At 60.7% G+C, this 20,295-nt stretch carries 21 protein-coding genes; 6 read left to right on the top strand and 15 right to left on the bottom strand.

Features of this window, described 5'->3' with window-relative positions:
• Positions 1–52 precede the first annotated feature (52 nt).
• On the bottom strand, positions 53–1,060 hold the full coding sequence (locus tag L0976_RS20945; protein WP_234189158.1) for a Gfo/Idh/MocA family protein: 1,008 nt from the start codon (positions 1,058–1,060) through the stop codon (positions 53–55).
• A gap of 213 nt (positions 1,061–1,273) precedes the next feature.
• Here L0976_RS20945 and L0976_RS20940 point away from each other — a divergent pair, with 213 nt between their 5' ends.
• Positions 1,274–2,347, top strand: a complete 1,074-nt coding sequence (locus L0976_RS20940) for a LacI family DNA-binding transcriptional regulator (RefSeq protein WP_234189157.1) — start codon at positions 1,274–1,276, stop codon at positions 2,345–2,347.
• A gap of 427 nt (positions 2,348–2,774) precedes the next feature.
• Here L0976_RS20940 and trbI read toward each other — a convergent pair whose 3' ends face one another.
• From trbI to traI, 12 genes are read right to left on the bottom strand one after another with little or no spacing between them, the layout of a single operon-like run.
• Positions 2,775–4,091 carry an IncP-type conjugal transfer protein TrbI gene (gene trbI, locus L0976_RS20935; RefSeq protein WP_234189156.1) on the bottom strand — a complete coding sequence of 439 codons (1,317 nt, stop codon included), beginning with the start codon at positions 4,089–4,091 and terminating at the stop codon, positions 2,775–2,777.
• A gap of 12 nt (positions 4,092–4,103) precedes the next feature.
• Entirely contained in the window at positions 4,104–4,580 is a 477-nt protein-coding gene (gene trbH, locus L0976_RS20930) for a conjugal transfer protein TrbH (RefSeq protein ID WP_234189155.1), read from the bottom strand.
• Entirely contained in the window at positions 4,577–5,431 is an 855-nt protein-coding gene (gene trbG / locus L0976_RS20925; protein ID WP_234189154.1) for a P-type conjugative transfer protein TrbG, read from the bottom strand. Before trbG ends, trbH begins: the two co-directional genes overlap by 4 nt.
• 17 nt (positions 5,432–5,448) lie before the next feature.
• On the bottom strand, positions 5,449–6,126 hold the full coding sequence (locus L0976_RS20920; protein WP_234189153.1) for a conjugal transfer protein TrbF: 678 nt from the start codon (positions 6,124–6,126) through the stop codon (positions 5,449–5,451).
• Positions 6,127–6,143: 17 nt separating this feature from the next.
• Positions 6,144–7,340, bottom strand: coding sequence for a P-type conjugative transfer protein TrbL (gene trbL, locus L0976_RS20915; RefSeq protein ID WP_234189152.1), 1,197 nt, complete (start codon positions 7,338–7,340; stop codon positions 6,144–6,146).
• Positions 7,334–7,564, bottom strand: a complete 231-nt coding sequence (trbK, locus tag L0976_RS20910; RefSeq protein WP_234189151.1) for an entry exclusion protein TrbK — start codon at positions 7,562–7,564, stop codon at positions 7,334–7,336. Before trbK ends, trbL begins: the two co-directional genes overlap by 7 nt.
• Positions 7,561–8,370 (bottom strand): P-type conjugative transfer protein TrbJ, encoded by an 810-nt coding sequence (gene trbJ, locus L0976_RS20905; protein ID WP_234189150.1) that lies wholly within the window; start codon positions 8,368–8,370, stop codon positions 7,561–7,563. Before trbJ ends, trbK begins: the two co-directional genes overlap by 4 nt.
• The gene (locus tag L0976_RS20900; protein ID WP_234189149.1) at positions 8,342–10,804 is read right to left on the bottom strand and encodes a conjugal transfer protein TrbE; all 2,463 of its coding nucleotides are present in this window, start codon (positions 10,802–10,804) and stop codon (positions 8,342–8,344) included. The genes trbJ and L0976_RS20900 overlap by 29 nt, the downstream gene beginning before the upstream one ends.
• A gap of 9 nt (positions 10,805–10,813) precedes the next feature.
• Positions 10,814–11,113: a conjugal transfer protein TrbD gene (locus L0976_RS20895; RefSeq protein ID WP_234189148.1), complete on the bottom strand. Its 300-nt coding sequence runs from the start codon at positions 11,111–11,113 to the stop codon at positions 10,814–10,816.
• On the bottom strand, positions 11,106–11,510 hold the full coding sequence (gene trbC / locus L0976_RS20890) for a conjugal transfer pilin TrbC (RefSeq protein ID WP_234189147.1): 405 nt from the start codon (positions 11,508–11,510) through the stop codon (positions 11,106–11,108). The genes L0976_RS20895 and trbC overlap by 8 nt, the downstream gene beginning before the upstream one ends.
• Complete coding sequence (trbB, locus tag L0976_RS20885) at positions 11,500–12,471, bottom strand: P-type conjugative transfer ATPase TrbB (RefSeq protein ID WP_234189146.1); 972 nt, start codon at positions 12,469–12,471, stop codon at positions 11,500–11,502. Before trbB ends, trbC begins: the two co-directional genes overlap by 11 nt.
• On the bottom strand, positions 12,468–13,103 hold the full coding sequence (gene traI, locus L0976_RS20880) for an acyl-homoserine-lactone synthase TraI (protein ID WP_234189145.1): 636 nt from the start codon (positions 13,101–13,103) through the stop codon (positions 12,468–12,470). Before traI ends, trbB begins: the two co-directional genes overlap by 4 nt.
• 375 nt (positions 13,104–13,478) lie before the next feature.
• Here traI and repA point away from each other — a divergent pair, with 375 nt between their 5' ends.
• The 3 genes from repA to repC all read left to right on the top strand — a co-directional run bounded on the left by repA (position 13,479) and on the right by repC (position 17,220).
• A complete protein-coding gene (gene repA, locus L0976_RS20875; RefSeq protein ID WP_234189144.1) occupies positions 13,479–14,669 on the top strand; it encodes a plasmid partitioning protein RepA in 1,191 nt (396 codons plus the stop codon).
• 84 nt (positions 14,670–14,753) lie between these two features.
• Entirely contained in the window at positions 14,754–15,749 is a 996-nt protein-coding gene (gene repB / locus L0976_RS20870; RefSeq protein WP_234189203.1) for a plasmid partitioning protein RepB, read from the top strand.
• Positions 15,750–15,906: 157 nt separating this feature from the next.
• Positions 15,907–17,220, top strand: coding sequence for a plasmid replication protein RepC (repC, locus tag L0976_RS20865; RefSeq protein WP_234189143.1), 1,314 nt, complete (start codon positions 15,907–15,909; stop codon positions 17,218–17,220).
• Here the strand turns inward: repC and L0976_RS20860 are convergent.
• Positions 17,217–18,173, bottom strand: coding sequence for a recombinase family protein (locus L0976_RS20860; protein WP_234189142.1), 957 nt, complete (start codon positions 18,171–18,173; stop codon positions 17,217–17,219). The two genes, repC and L0976_RS20860, sit on opposite strands and share 4 nt — an antisense overlap.
• Positions 18,174–18,332: 159 nt before the next feature.
• Between L0976_RS20860 and L0976_RS20855 the strand changes: the two genes are divergently transcribed.
• Entirely contained in the window at positions 18,333–18,698 is a 366-nt protein-coding gene (locus tag L0976_RS20855) for a type II toxin-antitoxin system RelE/ParE family toxin (protein WP_160787929.1), read from the top strand.
• Positions 18,691–19,017 carry a helix-turn-helix transcriptional regulator gene (locus L0976_RS20850; RefSeq protein ID WP_160787904.1) on the top strand — a complete coding sequence of 109 codons (327 nt, stop codon included), beginning with the start codon at positions 18,691–18,693 and terminating at the stop codon, positions 19,015–19,017. The genes L0976_RS20855 and L0976_RS20850 overlap by 8 nt, the downstream gene beginning before the upstream one ends.
• A 27-nt stretch (positions 19,018–19,044) precedes the next feature.
• Here L0976_RS20850 and L0976_RS20845 read toward each other — a convergent pair whose 3' ends face one another.
• The gene (locus L0976_RS20845; protein ID WP_234189141.1) at positions 19,045–20,184 is read right to left on the bottom strand and encodes a site-specific integrase; all 1,140 of its coding nucleotides are present in this window, start codon (positions 20,182–20,184) and stop codon (positions 19,045–19,047) included.
• Positions 20,185–20,295 lie beyond the last annotated feature (111 nt).

Here is a 20,295-nt window from a genome sequence, read left to right as displayed (position 1 = left end):
TGTCTTTCAGTGGGTTTGTGATGTTCATCAGGTGCGGCAGGGATTGGTCGGGTCAGGGCTCTTCCCAGCGGCCGTTTTCGGCGGAGCGGAATAGCGCGTCGATCACCTTCATGTTGGCGATGGCGTCCTCCAGCCCTGTGGCAAGCGGCGTGCCGAAGAGCACGGCATCGCAGAAGGCATCGGCCTGTTCGCGGTACTGGTCGACCGCCTCCACGGCGATTTCGATGCGTCCGCCGCCGTCGAGATCTCGGCCATCGTCGAGAACGAGACGGGTCGGCAGATCGGCAGGCGCATTGAACGGAACGGGGATTTCGAGGCGCCCGCGGGTGCCGAGAACGGTGATCTTCTGCGTCAGCGCCAACTGGGTGGAACAGGTGAAGGCGAGCTGGCGGCCTTTCGGAAAAGCCAGCAGGCCGCTCACCAGGCGGTCAGTGTCGAAGGCCGGGTCCCGTTCGATCAGCGCAATCGCCCGCAGCGGCTCGGCATCGAAAAGATAGCGGGCCGTGTTGATGGCATAGCAGCCGACATCGAACAGGCCGCCTCCGCCGATATCCGCCTGATTGCGAATATTTCCGGGGTCGTCGAGATAATAGGAGAAGATCGTCTGTATGGCGCCGACCTCGCCGAGCCGGCCTTCGGCAATCAGCGCCTTTGCCTGTTTCCACTGTGGGTGATGCCGCACCATAAAGGCTTCCGCGACCGGCAGGCCGGCAGCCTTCTGTGCGTCCAGAAGCGTTCCGGCTTCCTGCGCATCGAGCGCGATCGGCTTTTCGCAAAGTACCGGCTTGCCTTGCTGGAGCGCCCTGATCGTCAGGGGCACATGTAGGTGGTTGGGCAGGGGATTGTAGATCGCATCGATCTCGGGATCGGCCAGCAGGTCCTCATAGGAGCCGTAGGCCCTGGCGATGCCGAAGCGTTCGGCCATCTGCCGTGCCTTGTCACCATTCCGGGAAGCGATGGCCGTAACTCGGCCAAGTCGGCTGGACTGGATCGCCGGAATGACCGTCTTGACGGCGATGCCGGCGCAGCCCAGGACGCCCCATCGTATCTGTCGTGTCATGTTGCCCCTTATTGATTGTGATGGAGGAAGACTAATGTTGGAGAAAGTATCTGGTTGATACGCAGTAGCACCAACCGTGGTGCCCCAGTCGATGTGGGGTGTGTTCCGTAAAGAGACCGGTTTCATCGATACTGAGACCGGTCTCTTTTTGTTGGCTGGTTATTTAGCCTTGGAATTGCTAGACGTCAATATCTCCTATAAAGGCTAGCCTTCATGAATCAAAACCAAGCTCGGAACAGCCCAGTTACAGTGGCCGACGTGGCGCTTAAGGCAGGCGTATCAAAGGCAACGGCCGCTCGAGTTCTCGGCGGATATGGAATCGTCAGCGATCGAACTCGCGAAGCTGTTGCTGCAGCTGCGCGCGCGCTTGACTACCACCCTAACGAGCTTGCTCGTAGCATGACCACGGGGCGTTCCGGCACGATCGGAGTCGTGGTCGGCGATATAGAGAACCCCTTTTTTAGTCTTGCTATGCGGGGGATTACCGATGTAGCGCGGCAGGCCGGCTTCACCGTGGTCCTCATCAACTCCGGCGAGGACGCGGAAATCGAGAAGGATGCGGTCCGCACTTTGCTTACAAAGCGGGTCGATGGCCTGATCGTTTCGCCCGCAGATGTGAACGATATCGAACATCTCAGGGAAGTCGCCCGCTCCGGTAGAGCGCTAGTGCTGCTTGATCGGGCCAGCGAGTTGGTAGAAGTCGATACGGTGGTCGCCAATGACCGCCAGGCGGCTGAGGAGGTCACTCGCTGGCTGGTTGGGCTAGGCCATCGTCAAATCGCTTATATTACGGGCTGCGGCGATCCAGGCCAGCGGTTCCGCACACCGACCGATATAACTACCGGTTCGGTCCGCCGACGCATCGAGGGATTCCTCGATGTCTGCCAAAAAGAGCATCTTGAATTGACAGAAGACTTGATACAGATAGGTGCTGCGACACCAGACCATACCCGCCGAGCGATCACAAACATGCTTACCTCGTTGCAGCGCCCGACCGCAGTCATTGCGTCGGACAGCGTTATCGGACTCGAAGTTTTCAAGGTGTGCCGAGAGTTAGGGGTTTGCATACCGAAAGACCTATCGTTGGTGTCGTTCCATGATGCCGATTGGACGTCGGTTACGTCTCCCCCTGTCACAGTCGTTCGCCAGCCTGTTTACCAGCTCGGAGAGATGGCTGCCTCTATGCTAGTTAAACGCCTGAATGGAAGCAGTGGCCAACCAAGTTGCATCGTTCTGGAAACAGAGGTAGTCGAGCGCGCCTCAGTTGCTAGGCCTGAGCAATCTTAGAACTGCCGCCAAGCCGGTAGAGCATACGGCATGGCCGCATGAACCGAGCGGCTGCTGACAGAGTTGCGGATTCAATGGGGAGAACGGCTTACCCGCAGCGGCGTCGGGCCGATCAGGCCTTTGCTAGTTGTGACACCGTCATTTGCAGAGCGCGACGCAAGGCTTGGAAGAGGTTATTAACCTGCACCGTGCAATGTTCGACAATGACCTGCGCACAGGTTTCAGGGATTTCCCGGCGGGTTTGCAGCGCCACCTCACGCTGTATGAGCCTGCGTAACGCCCGCAATATCGACTAGCCCGGCATTTGTTGAATAAGTGACCTGCTGACGCGGCATCGGCGATCTTGGTGGCGTGGATAACCTGCGGCCGCGTTTCTCGTTGAACGCTCACTAGCTCCATCGACACGGTGCCACTACGCCCATGACCTTCACTGTAGTCGATAAGCCCCCGGAAACACAATGTCTTGATCGACGAGGATGTTGAACTTGTAACCCGGCCGAATTTCGAGGGTCGGCTGGACATTGAGGTTCCGGCTGATGGTTTGTTCCGCGACGCGGCCAAAGCTTTCCGCGAAATTCCGCCTCGCCGCATCGGATGCCGTATCCTGCGTGGCCAGCGTCGAACTTTCGGGTATAGACGCGTCGATCCCGGTTCCAATCAGCGCGATCAGCGCCGCCGAACCAAATGTCCGCCAATAGTGGTTGTTCACCTTGTCTTGAAAACCGCCGTAACCTTGCGCGTCTGTTCCTGCCATTCCACCAATCTGCAGCGTGGATCCATCAGGGAAGATGATATCGGTCCAGACGACGAGAACGCGGCTTTGCCCGAACGACACCTTGCTGTCGTAGCGCCCGAAGAGCTTCGCTCCTTGCGGGATCAGCAGACGATGCCCTGTAGCGCTGTCGTAGACATTCTGGCTGACCTGGGCCGTGATGCGGCCGGGCAGATCCGAATTGATGCCTGATATGAGCGTCGCCGGAATGACCGAACCCCGCTTCAGTTCATACGGTGATTGCTGCGGCACGACGCGGTTCGGCAGGTAACCGAGGTCCTTGAGATCGGCGTTGAAGAAGTCCTCCTTGGAGGACTGTCCGTTCGGATCGACATTCTGCCCGCCGAGACCAGCCCGCAACGCGGCGGCATAAAGATCAGAGGTGGCGCTGGCGGTTGTCGATGATGGAGTGTTTGTCGTCGTTCTGGCTGAGGTAGTCTCGTCAGCCCTCGCCTCGAGCTTGCTGCGATCGATCGCGAGCGGCGCGTCATAGGCTGCATCATTCGCCTGCAATCGAGCCATGCGCTGGCGATGCCGCTCCCGCAGATATTGCTCCCGCTGTTCCCGCTCGAGACGCGCCCGCCAGACCGCTTCGTTTTCCAACTCCCGTCCGCGCTGCTGTTCCTGGTTTTGTCCCGGCTGGGGCGTAAAGGGACTGTTCGCCTTCTCGTCCTGTTTGGTCTCGACGGGTGTCGGCTGGAACGTGGTCTGTTGCTGCGGCTCGCCGATGATGCCGTCCGTCACGCCGCGCTTGATCTGATCGGCGAAGGTCGAGGCCGGATTGCCCGAACTCGTTTCCGGACCGGTGTCCTTTCCGAAGTAGAGTCCGCGGGAGGCAAGCCCATAAAAAATGACGCCAAGGAAGGCGATCACCAGCACGATCACCACGATAATCGGCAGGCGGTTGATCCGCTTGATACCGGATTCCGCTTCGTCATTCGCAGCGCCGCCGAGCTTGAGTGATTGTACCATCGTTGCCTCCCCTCAGCCGCGTCGCATCAGCGAGAGCGCGCTCGCCGGCGTCGCGCCGCTTGCCGTGAGGGTGTAGGCCCGGCCCAGTTCGACACTATCGGTCGAAAGACGCGCCAGCACTTGCCCGTCGAATGGCACGATCACATAGGCGAGCGGGATAACCTTCGCACCGCTGTCCGTCTTCTGATTGGTGACTACGGCGTAACCCCATCCCTTGAGTGCGGTTTCGAGCGCCTGGCCGAAGGGCGAGGTATCCGGTTTTAGGCCGACGGTTGCCTTGCCGGGTCCGATCTGTTCGGCAAGGCGACTAACCATATCGCCGGCAATGGCGCTTGCAGCCGGACCGGAGACCTCCGTCGGCGCGGCGCTGGCGACGAGACCGCCGGTCCCCATCGTCTGGCATCCGGAGAGGAGGATGGTGAAGGTACAGGTTGCGGCAAGGGCGCGGATGGGGCGCAAGAGGAGATAGTGCGGAAAGGTTTGCATCATCGCCCTCCCCTTCTGATCGACACCTTCTCCTGTTTCCAGCCGACGCCCGAGACGAGCACCGCGCGATCGATATGATAGTCGACCACCATCATGTCGCCTTTCATCCGGTAGTTGACGATCCGGTTTTGCCCGCCGGAGGTGACGAACAACACCGGCGCATCCTGGCCGGAGATCGAGCGCGGGAACTGGATGTAGGTTTTCAGCCCATCGGAATAGACCCGCGTCGGCCGCCAGCCGGCCCTGCCCGAGACCGAGTAGGAAAAGTTGAGCTGCTCGGCCGGAACACCGGCGCCGGGAATGATGCTCGCTTCGAGCCGGGCATTGATATCAGCGAGTTTCGCCGAGACATCTTCCGGATATTCGAAACCGACGCGGGCCATATATTGGCTCGAATGCGACTTGAGCTGGATATGGTAGGTCCGCCGAGATGTCGTCACCACCATCGAGGTCACCAGCCCCGGTTCCGACGGTTTGACGATCAGATGGATCGCCTGGCCGCCCGCCGCCCCTGACGTGGCCGGTTCCACCTTCCACCGCACGGTGTCGCCGACCAAGACATCGCGAACCACCTCGCCACCCTGGAGCTCGATGTCGCAGACCTGCAGCGGTGAGCAGACGACCGACGGCTGCACCTCGCCAAAAAGAAAAATCACCTTGCCGTCGGCTCCCTTGGTCACGAGACCACGCGATCCGCGCCACTGGCCGGAGATGCCCATGCCCTTCGCCTCGTTCGCGGTGACGCCGTCGGCCGCAAGTGCGTGAGATGTCACCACAGCCATGGCGGGGAAAATCAGCGAAAGAATCGCGCCAGCAGACAGGGTAGCCCGTATTCTTTTGTGTCGGATATTCATGTTCGGGGCCATGCCTTTCAAAGCTGCGCTGTCCAGTCGAAGTCGCGGAGATAGAGACCGATGGGGTTGAGCCGTATGACGCCCTCATCCTGCGGCGGCGTGAGGGTAACGGTGGCGATGCCGCGGAAGCGGCGCACCGCCGTCTCTTTGCCGCGGCGGTCGCGCTCGAACTCGGTCCAGTCGACCTGATAGGACTGGTTCGATAGTGCGACGATGTTGTTGACCTCGACCGCCACCGTCGCGGTCTTCGCCTTTTCGAAGGGAGAATTGGAACGGAACCAGGCGTTGACCTTCTCGGTCGCCGGGTCCGAGGTCCTGAGCAGCGCATACGTCCGGTCGATATATTGCTTCTGGACGACCGCGTCCGGCGTCACGCTCCGGAAATTCGAAACAAAGCTGCCGAGCGTGGCGCGCACTACACGGGGGTCGGCATATTCGATCTGCTGCGGGAAGCCGGCATTGGAGGCCGTGCCGAGCTTGTCGACCTCTACGATATAGGGAACGAGTTTCACCTGCGTGCTTTGATAAAGCGCGTAGCCGAAGCCGATCACCGCCATGGTCATGCCGGTGATACCGACGATGCGCCAGGCCACGGCCGCCTCTACATAGGAGCCATAGCGCTCGTTCCATTCGTTGCGCGCGGCGAGATAGGGATTGGCGATAGGGGAATTATTTGGCGGATTGCGTCCGGCCATGGGTGATGAGCCTCCAGCTATTTGTTCTCGTTGATGGGCGGCGGCGGAGGTGGCGGCGCGGGCTGGCCCGGCTGTCGCGTCTGGTCGAGCTTGGCGTTGGCGAGGCCAAGCAGCGATCCGGCATAGGCGCCGGGAGAGGCGATCGCCTTATCCTTCGCCGCGGATCCTGCGGCCCATCCGGCATTTCCGATCCCCGATGCCATGCCACGCAGCGCCGCTCCAGCCAACGAAGAGCCCCCTGCCCTCGCCGAGCTAGCCGTCTGCGCTCCTTTCGTTGCGGCACTCGCGCCAAGGAAAGCGCCGCCGGCCGCGAATGTCGCGGCCTGGCCGCCGTGGCGGATCGCTTCCATGCCGCCCGCAATCGAGGCGCCCTGGACCACGCCCTGCAGGATCGGTGGGACATACATGGCGATCACGAAGACCACGACCGAGATGCCGGCGATGGCAAGCGTGGTGATGAACTGCTCGGAGGTCGCAGTCGGCGCCTCGGCCAAGCCTAGCAGGATGTCCGAGCCGATCTTGGCGATCATCACCAGCGCCATCAGCTTCATGCCGACGGAGAAGGCGTAGACCAGATATTTGACCGCGAAATCTTTGGTGAAGGACGAGCCGCCGAGACCGAGCATGATCATGCCGGCGAGCAGGCCGACATACATCTCGACCATCACGGCGACGAAAATCGCGGCAACCAACGAGAAGGAGACGACGACCACGACCATGGCGAAGACCGCGGCGATTGCCAGTGCATTGTCTTCCCAGAGTCCGAACTTTGCCTGTTCCGACATCTTGGTCGCGACCCGGATACCGGCGTCGAAGATGTTTGCCGGTGAGGCCGAGCCGCCGCCGGCGCCGATCTGAAAGAGGCTGTCGACGACGGCCTTGGCGAAGGACGGTCCCTGGTCGAGAATGAAGGCGAAGAGGCCGATGAACATGATCCGCCGGACGAGTTCGGCGAACCAGCTGTCGAGCGAGGCGGCGTTGATCGCCAGCCACACGGCGGCGATTCCGACCTCGATGCCGGCAAGGATCCAGAACAGCGAACGCGCCGCGTTCATCACCGTTGTCTCCCAGCCTTTCGCGGCCGTGACGACGGAGTTTTCCAGTGTGGTCAGGACGGAACCCTGTTGGGCAAGTGCCGGTGTCGTCACCAACAGGATGAGGCCGATCGAAATGAACGCGAGCTCCAGCTTCCGGGAGGGACGGACGATCACCATCGCGGCTTCATCTCCTGGCCGCTGCGGATGTCGCGGTCCGGATCGCCGCTGAAGAACTTTTCCCGGTGTTCTCGGCGTTCAGTATCTGAAGCGGGTTGTGTAGCGGCCGCGCCTGATCCGGACACGGGCGCCGGACGCGGCTGGACCACGATCCAGGTGACGACGCCGGCACTGAGCGCGGCGATCCCCGCCAATGCGAGGATGATGACCAGACGCGGGCTCACCAGCGGGGCTCCATCGTCTGACCGCTGCGGATGTCGCGTTCGGTTGCGCTGAAGAACTGTTCGTGACGGGCCTGAGCGAGATCCTTTTGGGCCTGCTCGGACTGGAACCAGGTGCCCATCATGGTCATCTGCTGAGAGACGAGACCGCGCAGCTTCTGCATCTGCGCGACCTGCTGTGCGGCGATCTGATGCCCGACCTGCAGCGCCTTCATCTGTCCGTCGGCGGATTCCGACATCGAGCGCAGCGACGCCATCGTGCTCTCTTCGCTGGAAAACTGGTCGGCCGTCAGGTTCGCCGCCTTCAGTGTTCCGGCGATCGTGTCGCGATTGGTATCCGACCAGGTTTGATACGTCGCGGAGAAGCTGGCTCCATCAGGCAGATTGCTCTTCATCTCGGCAAAACTCTGGAAACGCTGCTTGAGCACGTCGTCGATATTGCCCATCGAGAAGGCGACGCCCTGCCCCTGCGCGATCACGTTCTGCAGTCTCTTCAGGTCGTTTTCGACCTGCCCCCAGATATGGTTCGGCAGCTGGGCCGTGTTCTGCAGGAGATTGTTGTAGATGTTGAGCTGGTTCTGGATCTGCTCGGCAAGCTGAGAGATCTGGGTGATCTGGTTGTTCACCTGCTCCGCGGACTTGCCGACCAGCGAAACCAGTTCGGCATTGTTGGCGAGCTGCGTCCATTCGGTCGCTTGGCCGGTGACGCCGCCGGCATAAGCCGACGCCGGTAGCGCGGTGGAGAGGATGATCGCCGCGATGACGGCGGCGCACGCCACCTCACTTGGCCGGGAAGAGTGTTTCGACATGGGCGATCCCCCTTTGCTGGAGCCAGTGGAGAGGCCATGCGGCCCCGTGTTCGGAATGCAGGGCGCGAATGCGCTTCAAATCTTCCTTGCCGGACGCCCCGACGAAGGAGAGTGCGACGGGACCGAGCGCCATGTCGAACAGTCGACGTCCCTCAGGCGAGACGACGTAGTATTCGCGCTTGGGGAGTGCCGTCGCGACGATCTCGATCTGCCGCTCGTTGAAGCCGATGCGTTCATAGAACTCACGGGTGCCAGGCTCCCGCGCCGCGCCATTCGGCAGGCAGATTTTTGTCGGGCAGGATTCCTTCAACACATCGATGATGCCGGAGCGTTCCGCATCCGAGATCGACTGGGTTGCAAGCACCACGGCGCAGTTGGCCTTGCGCAACACCTTCAGCCACTCGCGGATCTTGTCGCGGAAGACGGGATGGCCGAGCATCAGCCAGGCCTCGTCGAGGATGATCAGGCTGGGGGCGCCGGTCAGCCGTTTCTCGATGCGGCGGAACAGGTAGGTGAGGACGGGCACGAGATTGCGTTCGCCCATGTTCATCAGTTCCTCGATCTCGAAGCACTGGAAGACGCCCAGCGCGAGGCCGTCCTCCTCGGCATCAAGCAACTGCCCCATCGGGCCGTCGACCGTGTAGTGGTGCAGCGCGTCCTTGACCTCGCGCATCTGAACACCGGACACGAAGTCAGAGAGGGAGCGGCCGCGCGATTCCGCCATCAGCCCGATCTGCCGGGAGATGGCGTTACGATAGTCGGGTGTGATCGTCACACCCTGCAGCGCGACCAGCGTTTCGATCCACTCCGTCGCCCATGCGCGGTCGCCATCAGTCGAAAGTTCGGCAAGCGGGCAGAAAGCCAGCGCCCTCCCCTCTCCTGCTGGACCGATATCGCCGCCGATCTGGTAGTGATCGCCATTGAGTGCAAGCGTCAGCGGCAGCATCGAGCCGCCCTTGTCGAAGGCGAAGACCTGGGCTTGGCTGTAGCGCCGGAACTGCGCGGCGATCAGTGCCAGCAGGGTCGACTTACCCGAACCGGTCGGCCCGAAGATCAGCGTGTGCCCGACATCGTCGACATGCAGATTCAGCCGGAACGGCGTTGAGCCGCTGGCAACCTGCATCAGCGGCGGTGAGCCAGGCGGATAGAACGGGCAAGGCGCCGTCGGGCTTCCCGACCAGACGCTATTGAGCGGGATAAGATCGGCGAGATTGCGCGTATTGATCAGCGGTTCGCGAGTATTGGCATAGGAAACGCCCGGCAGGCTGCCGAGAAAGGCATCAGTCGCATTCAGCGTTTCGATCCGTGCACCGAAACCTTCCGCCTGGATCAGCCGGCGAACAGCCTCGCACTTCTCTTGGCAGCGAGCCTGCTGCTCGTCGAAAAGCACGATGACAGGCGTATAGTAGCCATAGGCGACGAGTTGCGACGCCGCTTCGGCGATTGCGTCCTCGGTCTCGGCAACCATCATTATGGCGTCCTGATCGACCGAACGGGATTGGGTCTGGAAGAGCTGATCGAAGAAGGGCCTGACTTTCTGCTGCCATTTCTTGCGGGTGCGCTCGAGTCTTGCCCTCGCCTCCTCGGCATCGAGGAATACGAAACGCGATGACCAGCGATAGCTGAGCGGCATCAGGTCGAGGCTGTTCAGGATACCAGGCCAGCTTTCCGCCGGCAGGCCGTCGATCGCCACGACGCCGAGAAAGCGGTTCTCGACCAGCGGCGTCAACCCGTGCTGCAACTCGGCCGTCACCAGCCAGTCGAGATACATCGGGATCTCGGGCAAGCGCACCGGATGGTTCTCGCCGGTGATGCAGAAGCGGATGAACTGGAACAGTTCGTCATAGCGGACGACCCTAAAACCGCCGCGCTCTTGCGCCTCGCGTGTCATCATCCGGCGGATCGACACAACGTTCGCGAGATATTGCTCGACCTCGCGGATCGACGTCAGGAAGCTTTCGAGCGCCTTGTCGGCATAAGTGGCGGAACGACTAGCCGCATCCGAATAGACATAGCGGGTCAGCCCCGAGCGCCGCGGCTCCGGCGGCCGCCAGGTCAGGATCAGTGCGTGCCGGCTCTCGAAATGCCCCCTCTCCTTCTGGAAATGCGCTCGCCGTTCGGCGTCCATCGCCCGCGTGACCGGATCGGGGAAGTGGCAATCATCGTCGGCCGGATAATCGCCTGTCGGTACCCGGACGGCCTCGACCTGGATCATCCATCCGGAGCCGAGCCGAGCCAAGATCGCGTTAATCTGCCGCGACACCTCGTTGCGCTCGGCGTCGGTCGAGCTCTCGCTGTCCGGCCCGGCGAAATACCAGCCGGCCATCAGCGAGCCGTCCTTGAGCAGGATCACGCCGTTGTCGACCAGGCCGGCATAGGGCACCAGATCGGCAAACGACGGTCCCGAATGACGGAAAGATTTGAGGGCCACCATCGCGATTCCTCAGAACCTGCGCCAGGGCGACGATGTCGCGCGATAGAACGTCTTGTAAGAGATGTGCCGGATATAGACCCGCCGCATGAGAGGATCGGCCTTTGCCATCATGCGCAGCCCCGCGACAGCGATCAGCCAGATCGCGATACCGAAGAGCGCCGCGTACCAGGTCAGCACGACGAAGATCAGGATGACGGCCGCGAGCGCGGTCAACAACACGAGCTCGCGGTCGGCACCCATCAGCAGGTTCGGACGCGACAGCGCCCTGTGCACGCGCGAGCGGGAGAGGTTGGAGGCGGGCTCAGCCATGAGCCCCCTCCCCTTCCGTGTGAAGTGTGGCCGTCGGCTCGGTGATGTCAGGCGCCGATTGCACTTCGGCCTCGCCGATGCTGGCGCCGGTCGCACCGAAGAGGGCGACGATCTGTGTGGCACCCAGCAGAACACCGCCGACAAGGGCGACGTAGCAAAGCCTTCTCGCGAAATCATTGAGCTCGCCGCCGAAGATCAGCATGGCGCCAGCGATTGCCACAGCTGCCAGAGCGATGAAGCCGGCGACGGGCCCGGTAATGGATTGCTGGATCTGCTGCAGCGGTGACTCCCATGGAAGACCACCGCCACCCGAGGAAGCCAGTGCCGGATCTGCCAGGCTGATAGAGATGGCGGCGAGCGCCGCGCAGGCGAGCGGGATCTTTCTCTTATGCGACATGGCTGTCCTCATCGATCTGGGCGTAATGTTCGGTTCGGTAGTGGGCATTGCCGAAACCCTCGACATGGATCACTTCGCGGACCCGCCGCCCCTTCCCCGTGCGCTCGATGGAGACGACTAGGTCGACCGCCTCGCCGATCACTTCCTGCATGGGCTGCTGGCTCGCTTCCGCGGTCAGTTGCTCCAGCCGGCGCAGGGCCGACATCGCCGTGTTGGAATGGATGGTGGTGACGCCGCCCGGGTGACCGGTGTTCCATGCCTTGAGCAGTGTCAGTGCGGCGCCGTCGCGGACCTCGCCGACGATGATGCGGTCCGGTCTGAGACGCATTGTGCTCTTCAGGAGCCGGGCCATATCGACAGTATCGGTGGTGTGCAGCGACACGGCGTTTTCCGCCGCGCACTGGATTTCGGCGGTGTCTTCCAGAATGACCATACGATCCTCCGGCGCCGTTGCGACGATCTCGGCGATGACGGCATTTGCAAGCGTCGTCTTGCCCGAGCCGGTTCCGCCGGAAATGACGATGTTCATGCGCGACGCGATCGCGCTTCGCAGCACAGAGGCCTGCGCCTCCGTCATGACTTTCGACTTGACGTAGTCATCGAGCGGGATGAGCCGCGACGCCCGTCTCCGGATCGTGAACGCAGGCGCCGATACCACCGGCGGCAGCAAGCCCTCGAACCGATGTCCGCCGATCGGCAGTTCGCCGGAAATGATCGGTTGCTCGTCGTCGGCTTCCGATTGCAGCGCATGGGCGACGCTGCCGATGACGACTTCGGCGGTGGCGGCACTCATCGCGCCGGCCGGGGCAACGCCGTGCCCCAGTCGTTCGATGAACAGCCTTCCATCGGGATTGAGCATGATCTCGACGACCGTTGCATCGTCGAGAGCGACGCAGAGCTGGTCACCGAGCGCGTCCTGGAGCTTGCGAACGAGGCGGGGATGTGATCGGAGCTGGGTCACGCCGCGCTCCTGAAGAGACCAGCGTCACCATGCTCGATGATCGAGTGATAACCTGGCGGGCAGACCTGATCGAAGCTCGCGCGATCGGCCGGCAGGCTGCCCGCGACGGCGATCGTATTGCCGATGGCCACAGGGTCGCCGAGGCGGCGCATCGGCCATCCTGCCCGCCTCAGGATGCGTTCGAAGCGAAGATCAGTGGCGGTGACGATCTCCGTGTATCCGTTCGACATCGACCATTCGATGATACCGGCGAGCATGGTGAGCGTCGCCTGATGGAGGGTCCCTCCCCTCCCCGCCGGAAGCGACGTGTCCACGCAGAAGCGTGAGCTCTCGACCACCGCTACATGGGCATCAAGCGAGCCGCGCTCCAGCAGTTGCGGGAATGTCCGTTCCAGCATCGTCGGGCCAGATGCAGGCAACAGGCGTGCGCAGCCGACCACCTTCTGATCGGTGAAGATCGCCAGGATGTAGGTTGGGCGGAGATCATCGTACTGATCCCGCTCTCCCTGTTCGGTGACGGTGATCTCCCATTCCAGGCGGTCGCCAAACACCGCGGCCCTTAACTGGTGCATCTGGTTCAGATAGTGGTGGTTACTCGCGTAGTGGTCGGCCGAGATGCTCAGAATCTGCATAGTGATCTCCGCATGAACTGGTCAGGCGGAGAGAAATCATCTCGCGATGCGTGTGGCTATGTGCAGATTTGCACCCGGTGATTCTACCGAATCGGCGCTATAGCTGTCGAAAGCCGGCCGAATGCCGGGTTCTAAAATGTTGATAAGAGGTGCAGATCTGCATTTCCTACAACCCCCTGCGAACAATGGGAGGCAGGCTAACTACAAGATAATGATTGATGAATCCGCTTTCGGCTTGAATGGCGCAAAAGCGCGTTAACCTGTTGTTAACCTTAAATGTCTTGCAGCGTTGTCAGAATCGGCTGATAGTTGCGCAAATGATGGCCGCCCGGCCATTTTTTCGAAAGTGTTGCTACCTAGGAAATAGTTTGCGAAATGAGCCACCCGGAGCCCAACCGATTTGATCTCGAGATCGCCCAACAAGGGTCAAAGATTTCGAACGCGCTGCATATGTTGCGCAGTCAACAATATCCGCCCGACGCTCGCAAGGGATTGAGAAAGTTTCAGCTCGGCGAAGTGGCCGAGTTCATGGGGGTCACTCAAAGCCATCTCAGACAAATCCATTCCGAGGGCAAGGGTCCGGAGATCGAGACCATTGGCGGTCGGCGCTATTATACTGCCGAACAGATGCTCGAGCTTCGTGAATATCTGGAGGCCAACAAGAAATCGGACAAAAGGCATTACATGCCGCAGCGAAGGCCGGGGGAGCCGCTGCAGGTCTTGTCCGTCGTAAACTTCAAAGGTGGTAGCGGCAAGACCACCACTGCTGCACATTTGGCGCAGTATCTTGCCCTCACCGGGCACCGTGTCCTCGCTATCGACCTTGATCCCCAGGCATCCTTGACATCGCTCTTCGGCATTCAGCCTGAGCTAGATGAAGTAGCCTCTTTGTACGAAGCGCTCCGCTTTGACGAGGAACGCAGATCGATCTCCGAGATCATTCAGAGGACCAATATCCCCGGCCTGGACGTCGTTCCTGCAAGCCTGATCTTGCAGGAATATGAGTATGACGTGCCACTGGCGATTTCGTCACAAAACGGCGCTGAAGGTCGACTGTTTCACATGCGTATCGTCAACGCCTTGAAGGAGGTTGACGATAAGTACGATGTGGTGGTCATCGACTGCCCTCCCCAACTCGGCTACCTGACCCTGACAGCCTTGATGGCTTCGACAGGCATTCTGATCACCATCCATCCACAGATGCTTGACGTTATGTCGATGAGCCAGTTCCTGATGATGCTCGGCGGAATTATGACTCCTGTTGCCGAGGCTGGAGCGCAAATTCGCGTTGAATGGTTCCGATACCTCGTCACGCGATTTGAACCAACGGACATTCCACAGGCTCAAATGGTCGGTTTCATGCAGTCCATGTTCGCTCAGCACTTGCTCAAGAACCCTGTCTTGAAATCCACTGCGATTTCTGACGCCTCCATTAAAAAGCAGACGCTCTATGAGGTCGAGAGGGGAGAGTTTGTTCGTTCGACTTATGACCGCGCCATGGAAAGTCTCAACGCCGCGAATGGCGAAATCGTGGAACTGGTCCACAACGCATGGGGGCGGAAATGAAAAACTTGTCAGCCGTTTTTTTCGCCATTTTTGCAAGGATAAACAGCAGCTTGTCGGAGTTGAAGGCGGAGCCGGAGGCCCATGATGTCTCGTAAGAATCCCTTTGCAGCATTGGATATCGCTTCGATCTCGGCGGAAGCGGCCCCTGCCAAACCTGGTTACGGCATGACTGGCGCCGCCAAGACGGTCGTTCGCTCAATCGAGGACCTGGCTGAGAACGCCAAAAAGCTCATGGAAGGCGAAGTGATCGTGGAATTGGATCCTCGTTCACTTGACGTTTCCTTCGTAGCGGACCGCCTGTCTGACGACGATGAAGAATATCAGGAGCTGAAAGAAGCCATCAAAGCATCAGGGCAAACGACCCCTATCCTTGTTCGGCCGAGTCCCAAGGATGCGCAGCGCTACATGGTGGTCTTCGGCCACCGCCGTCTAAAGGTCGCCCGTGAACTCGGGATACCGGTGAAAGCCGTCGTTAAGACGCTCGACGACATCACGTCTGCGATTGCCCAAGGGCAAGAGAATTCTGCCCGCGCCAACCTTTCGTTCATCGAACGGGCCTACTTCGCCCAAAACCTTCTGGCCACCGGAATGGGGAAGGATGTGGTGAGGTCGTCACTCGCGATCGACGAAGCCATGCTCTCGAAGATGCTGAGCGTCATCGAGGTCGTACCAGCGGTTATGCTCAAGGCGCTTGGCGCAGCGAAGAAGATCGGTCGCGACAAGTGGCTCAACCTACGCCAGATCCTCCTCAACCCCGCCCACTTGGCGGTCGCGTGCGATTACATCTCTTCGGATAAATTCATTGCGATCGCTGAAGAAAAGAGGTTCGACGACCTTCTCGGCTACTTGAAAAAGTACAAGGCCAAGTCGGCAGCGAAAAAACCCAAGCGTGACGCCGCCGAAAAGGAATGGATCGCGAGCGACAGCTCGTTGAGTTTCGTCATGAATGCGAAGTCGAAGAAGGTCGCCATCGAACTCTCAAACGCCGAGGCGCGGCCCTTCAGCGACTGGCTATCGACCCATATCGATCGTCTTTACAGCGAATACAGGCGATCAAAATCTGAAGCTGATGGAGACTAGAACGCGAAAGAAAAAGGCCCCCAAGCGGTAAACCGTGGAAGCCCTTCTCGTTATCCGTAGCAAGATCGAGAATCGCATTTCCCGGAATCCCAGTCAAGAGTCTTTGGCACCGTTTTGGTGAGCGGATTTCTTTTGCCTAAAGAAAGGTGAGAGAGAAATGCAATCGGGAAGCGTGACGACGCCCTTCGGGCGGCGGCCGATGACGCTCGGCCAAATTTCAAGCCAGATGGCGGCAAAAGCCATCAAGCCGGACGCCGTGGCTCACAAGTGGCAGGTTTTCCAGCATATTCGCGAGGCGAGGGAACTCATCGGCGCTACAGATCGCGGGCTTGCGATCCTGAATGCTTTGCTGACCTTCCATCCAGAAACCGCTCTTACGGGCGATGCCGAGCTTGTCGTCTGGCCATCCAACGAACAGCTTATGGCGCGTGCCAACGGGATGCCGCCGACGACGCTGCGTCGGCATCTTGCCGTGCTGGTCGACTGCGGTCTCATTATTCGGCGCGACAGCCCGAACGGCAAGCGCTTCGCGCGCAAGGGTAGGGGAGGGGAGATCGAGCAGGCTTACGGGTTTGATCTTTCGCCGATCGTTGCGCGAGCAGAGGAATTCCGCGACCTCGCTTTGGCGGTGCAGACTGAGAAGAAGGCATTCAGGGTCGCGAAGGAGCGCTTGACGCTCGTGCGCCGCGACATCGTCAAGCTGATCGAGACCGGGATTGAGGAGCACGTTCCTGGCAATTGGGGCAGGGTCACGCAGACCTACCAGCAGATCGTGAGTCGCTTGCCACGCTCGGCGCCACGCCAGCTCGTAGAGGATGTGTGGCAGCAACTTCACGAACTCTACGTCGAAATCCGTGACGTGTTGGAATCGTTCGTGAAAAACGAGAATCCGGACGCCAATGAGTCCCATTCTGGACGCCACATACAGAATTCAAAACCAGATTTTACTTTTGAATCTGAAAACGGCTTTCGAGAAGAAGTAGAAGCGGGCGGCAACGTTGCGGAAACCGACAACGTACGGAGCTTGCCGAAGCGGGAATTGCCTTTGGGGATCGTGCTGGACGCCTGCCCTGGGGTGCGAGAACTGACCCCCGGCGGCGAAATCCGGCACTGGCGGGATTTTTTGGCCGCGGTTGAGCTTGCCCGGCCGATGCTGGGGATTAGCCCGAGCGCTTGGCGGGAGGCACGCGAGGTCCTGGGCGAGCAGCATGCGGCGATCACGCTTGCGGCGATCTACCAGCGGGCTGAGCAGATCAACAACGCCGGCGGCTACCTCCGCAGCCTGACAGATCGTGCCCGGGACGGCAAATTCTCAACCTGGCCGATGATCATGGCCTTGCTCCGAGCCAAGCTCGACGCGCAGAAGTCCGCTGACACGGATGCGCCGCACCCGACAGATCCGGTGGACGGCGTCGGGGGGATGCGCGTCTCGGAAGCGTTGCTGAAAACCCTGCGAAAGCCGAGGGCTTAATAGGTGGCAGGGGTCACTCCGCGGCGAGCTACTTCGGCTTCGATCAAGCCGGACCGGCGAGCCCGGTCGATGAGGTTCTTCACCGAGGAGGGCGACCACTTCGATCCTCCGCGCGGCGTGCGCTCGTTAAGCTTTTCGAGCCGTGCAGCGATTTCGCGGAGGGTCAGGTTCGGATTGCTCGAATGAATGCCGGCGACCAGAGTCATCAGGCGATCTTCGGGAAGGCGAGGAGGGGACTTCCTTAGCAAGCTCGGATCGGCCATGTGTTCGGCCACGAGCCATTTCACTGCCCGGCGCAAGCGTTCGGGCGTCCAGTCGAAGCCACGTTGCTTCAGGACGCGCGCGATGTCGTCCCAGGTGTGGTCAGGCCGCATACGCCGGACGGTTGGCAGCCATTGGTTCGCCGTCGCCTGTACCCGATCGCCATAGGCAGCCCTTTGCGCGGCCGTCATCTTTGCCAGCACCTCCGGTGTCCCTGCCCTGAGGCCCGGGTTGCCTGGCATCCGTCCTTTTGCCTTCGCCGCCGTGATGCCTGCTTTAGTTCTTTCGGAAATCAGCGCGCGCTCGAGTTGCGCCACCGCGCCGAGGACCTGGAGCGAAAACATGCCCTGGGGCGTCGTCGTGTCGATCGGATCCCGCAGCGACCGGAAGTGCGCCCTCTTGGCGGCCAAATCCTCGATCACCTTGAGAAGATGGCTGACGGATCGGGCAAGGCGGTCGAGGCGAACCACCACGAGCGTGTCGCCGGCGCCGATCTCGCGCAGCAGCTTTGCAAGAGCTGGTCTGGCTCGCGAAGCGCTCGAACCGTGCTCTTGGACGATCTCGCTGCAGCCGGCCGATCGCAGTTCCATTTCTTGCGCTTGCGTTGCCTGCTCCTCCGTCGAGACGCGTGCGTAGCCGATCAGGCGGCCCTGTGGTCGACGAGAAATGCGATTTTGCGTGTCAGCGGCCATTTGGAGCGTCTAAGAGGTCGTTAGTTGAGCGGTTTTCCAAATGCAGAGGATACGGATAACCGATCGGTTGTCGGCGTTTCTGGAGGAAGTGCTACCTATTGCCTTGAGGGGGGATGTGGATTATATATCCCAAAGTATCTATATCATTCAGGATATGAAATGACGGAATGGAAGGTCGAGTTTCATGACCGCTTCAAAAGCGAGATCACAGACCTTCCAGCCGATGTTCGGGTCGAGTTGCTCGCGCATTTGGTGCTGCTTCGCGAGAAAGGCTTTCGACTGGGACGACCTGAAGTCGACACCCTCGAAGGCTCCAGACATGCGAACATGAAAGAGCTGCGCGTCAAGGTGTTGAAGGTGCAATGGCGGTTCGCCTTTGCCTTCGATCCGGAGCGAAAGGCTGTGGTTCTCTGTGGTGGTGCGAAGAGCGGTATGAGCCAGAAGCTCTTCTACAAACGGCTGATCGATCTGGCGGACAAACGGTACGACGAGCATTTGAGCGAGTTGGAGAAGAAACATGGATGATCTCGACAAGCTGATACAGACGCTTCCTGAGGACGAACAGCGCGCCATTGCAAAGCGTGCCGACGAGCTTGTCACGGCGCACAATTTGCGTGAATTGCGGGCACTCGCTGGACGGACGCAGGAAGACGTGTCCGCCGCGACCGGTTTCAAGCAGACCAACGTCTCGAGACTGGAGAAGCGCGCCGACATGAAGCTGTCGACGCTTCGCGACTATGTCGAATCCCTCGGCGGCACGTTGAAGATCGTCGCGGATGTGGCGGGCAAGAAAGTCGATCTTTCCAGCATCGCAGAGCGCTCCCGACACGGTTCAAAGATCTGAGCGGACCGCCGGTAGGGGAGGGGTGTTTTAGAGCCCGGCCGCTTTAGTGAGATTCACCCTGAAACGGTCGCGCCGGCGTTGATATTTTCGGGTCATTTCGGCGCTGGCGTGGCCGAGCTGCTTCTGGACATAGCGCTCGTCGACCTCGGCCGACGAGGCGAGGCCGGCGCGCAGTGAGTGGCCAGAAAACTTCAGCCCCCGTTCGATCTCCGAAAGATCGCCGCGCACGCCGGCCGCCAGTGCCGTCTTCTTGACGAGGCGCGCCACCTCCTGGTCGTTGAGACGGTCCGGTCCGACATCCTTACCTTGGCCGCGGACACGGCGAAAAACGGGACCCTTTGCGATCCGAGCGAACCTGATCCAGGTTTCGACGGCGGCGACGGGGCAGGTGGCGTCGGCCGAGCCGCGTCCAATCTCCGCTTCGCGCCAGCCGGTCTTGCCGCGCAGCGTCACCAGCAGACCCTTGTCGAGGATCTCGATCCAGCCGCGTCCGTCCTCCGTCTGGTCGCGGCCGAGATCGAGCCCGGTGATTTCGGATCGGCGCAGGCCGCCGGCAAAGCCGATCAGCAGCATCGCCCGGTCTCTTAGGCCGCGCAGTGAACCGCGGTCGAGCGTTTCCAGCATGGCGATCAGATCTTCGGGCAGGATGGCTTCCTTCTGTCGGGGCGGGGACGCGTGGGTGTTGCGAATGCCGGCCATCACCGTGGCGATCGCTCTGTTCTTCCGATCCAGCGGAATCCCACGCTGCGCACAGTTCCAGCCGATGGCGGCGAGGCGCCGCTCGATGGTTGAGACGGTGTTCGGCTTCATGCCGCGCTCTGCGGTTCCAGAGGCGCAGGCGGTGATGTAGAGGCCGACAACCTGCGGGTCCGGGGGGAGGGCGGAGAGGTTCTGCCGCCGGCACCAGGCGGTAAAGTGCTTCCAGTCGGACGCATAGGCGCGGCGGGTGTTAGCGGACGAGGCCGCCTCGACATAGGTGCGGGCACGGTCGGTCAGGTCCTGCAGATGCGCCGGCAGGCGTGCGCTGGCGTCCGGAAGAGGGGAGGGGACCCCGGCCGGCACCTCGGTCGCGGAAACATCAGCGGAAACGACCGTGCTGTCAGACGGCGCTGAGTGTTCCGGAGCGTGATTTTCGCTGTTTTCGTCGACGATTCGGATGTCATTCATAGTTCACTGGCGGACGGTAAGCTTCTGATATAGGGCGAATCATACTCGCAGTTGATGACCGGATTTTAGTCGAATTGGCGGATTTTTCGCGATAATTCGGCGGACGAACTT

It is taken from the genome of Shinella sp. NM-101 (genome assembly GCF_021401195.1).
Lineage (GTDB): Bacteria > Pseudomonadota > Alphaproteobacteria > Rhizobiales > Rhizobiaceae > Shinella.
Note: the sequence above shows the minus strand (reverse complement) of the source record. Positions and strands in the feature narration are given on the sequence as shown.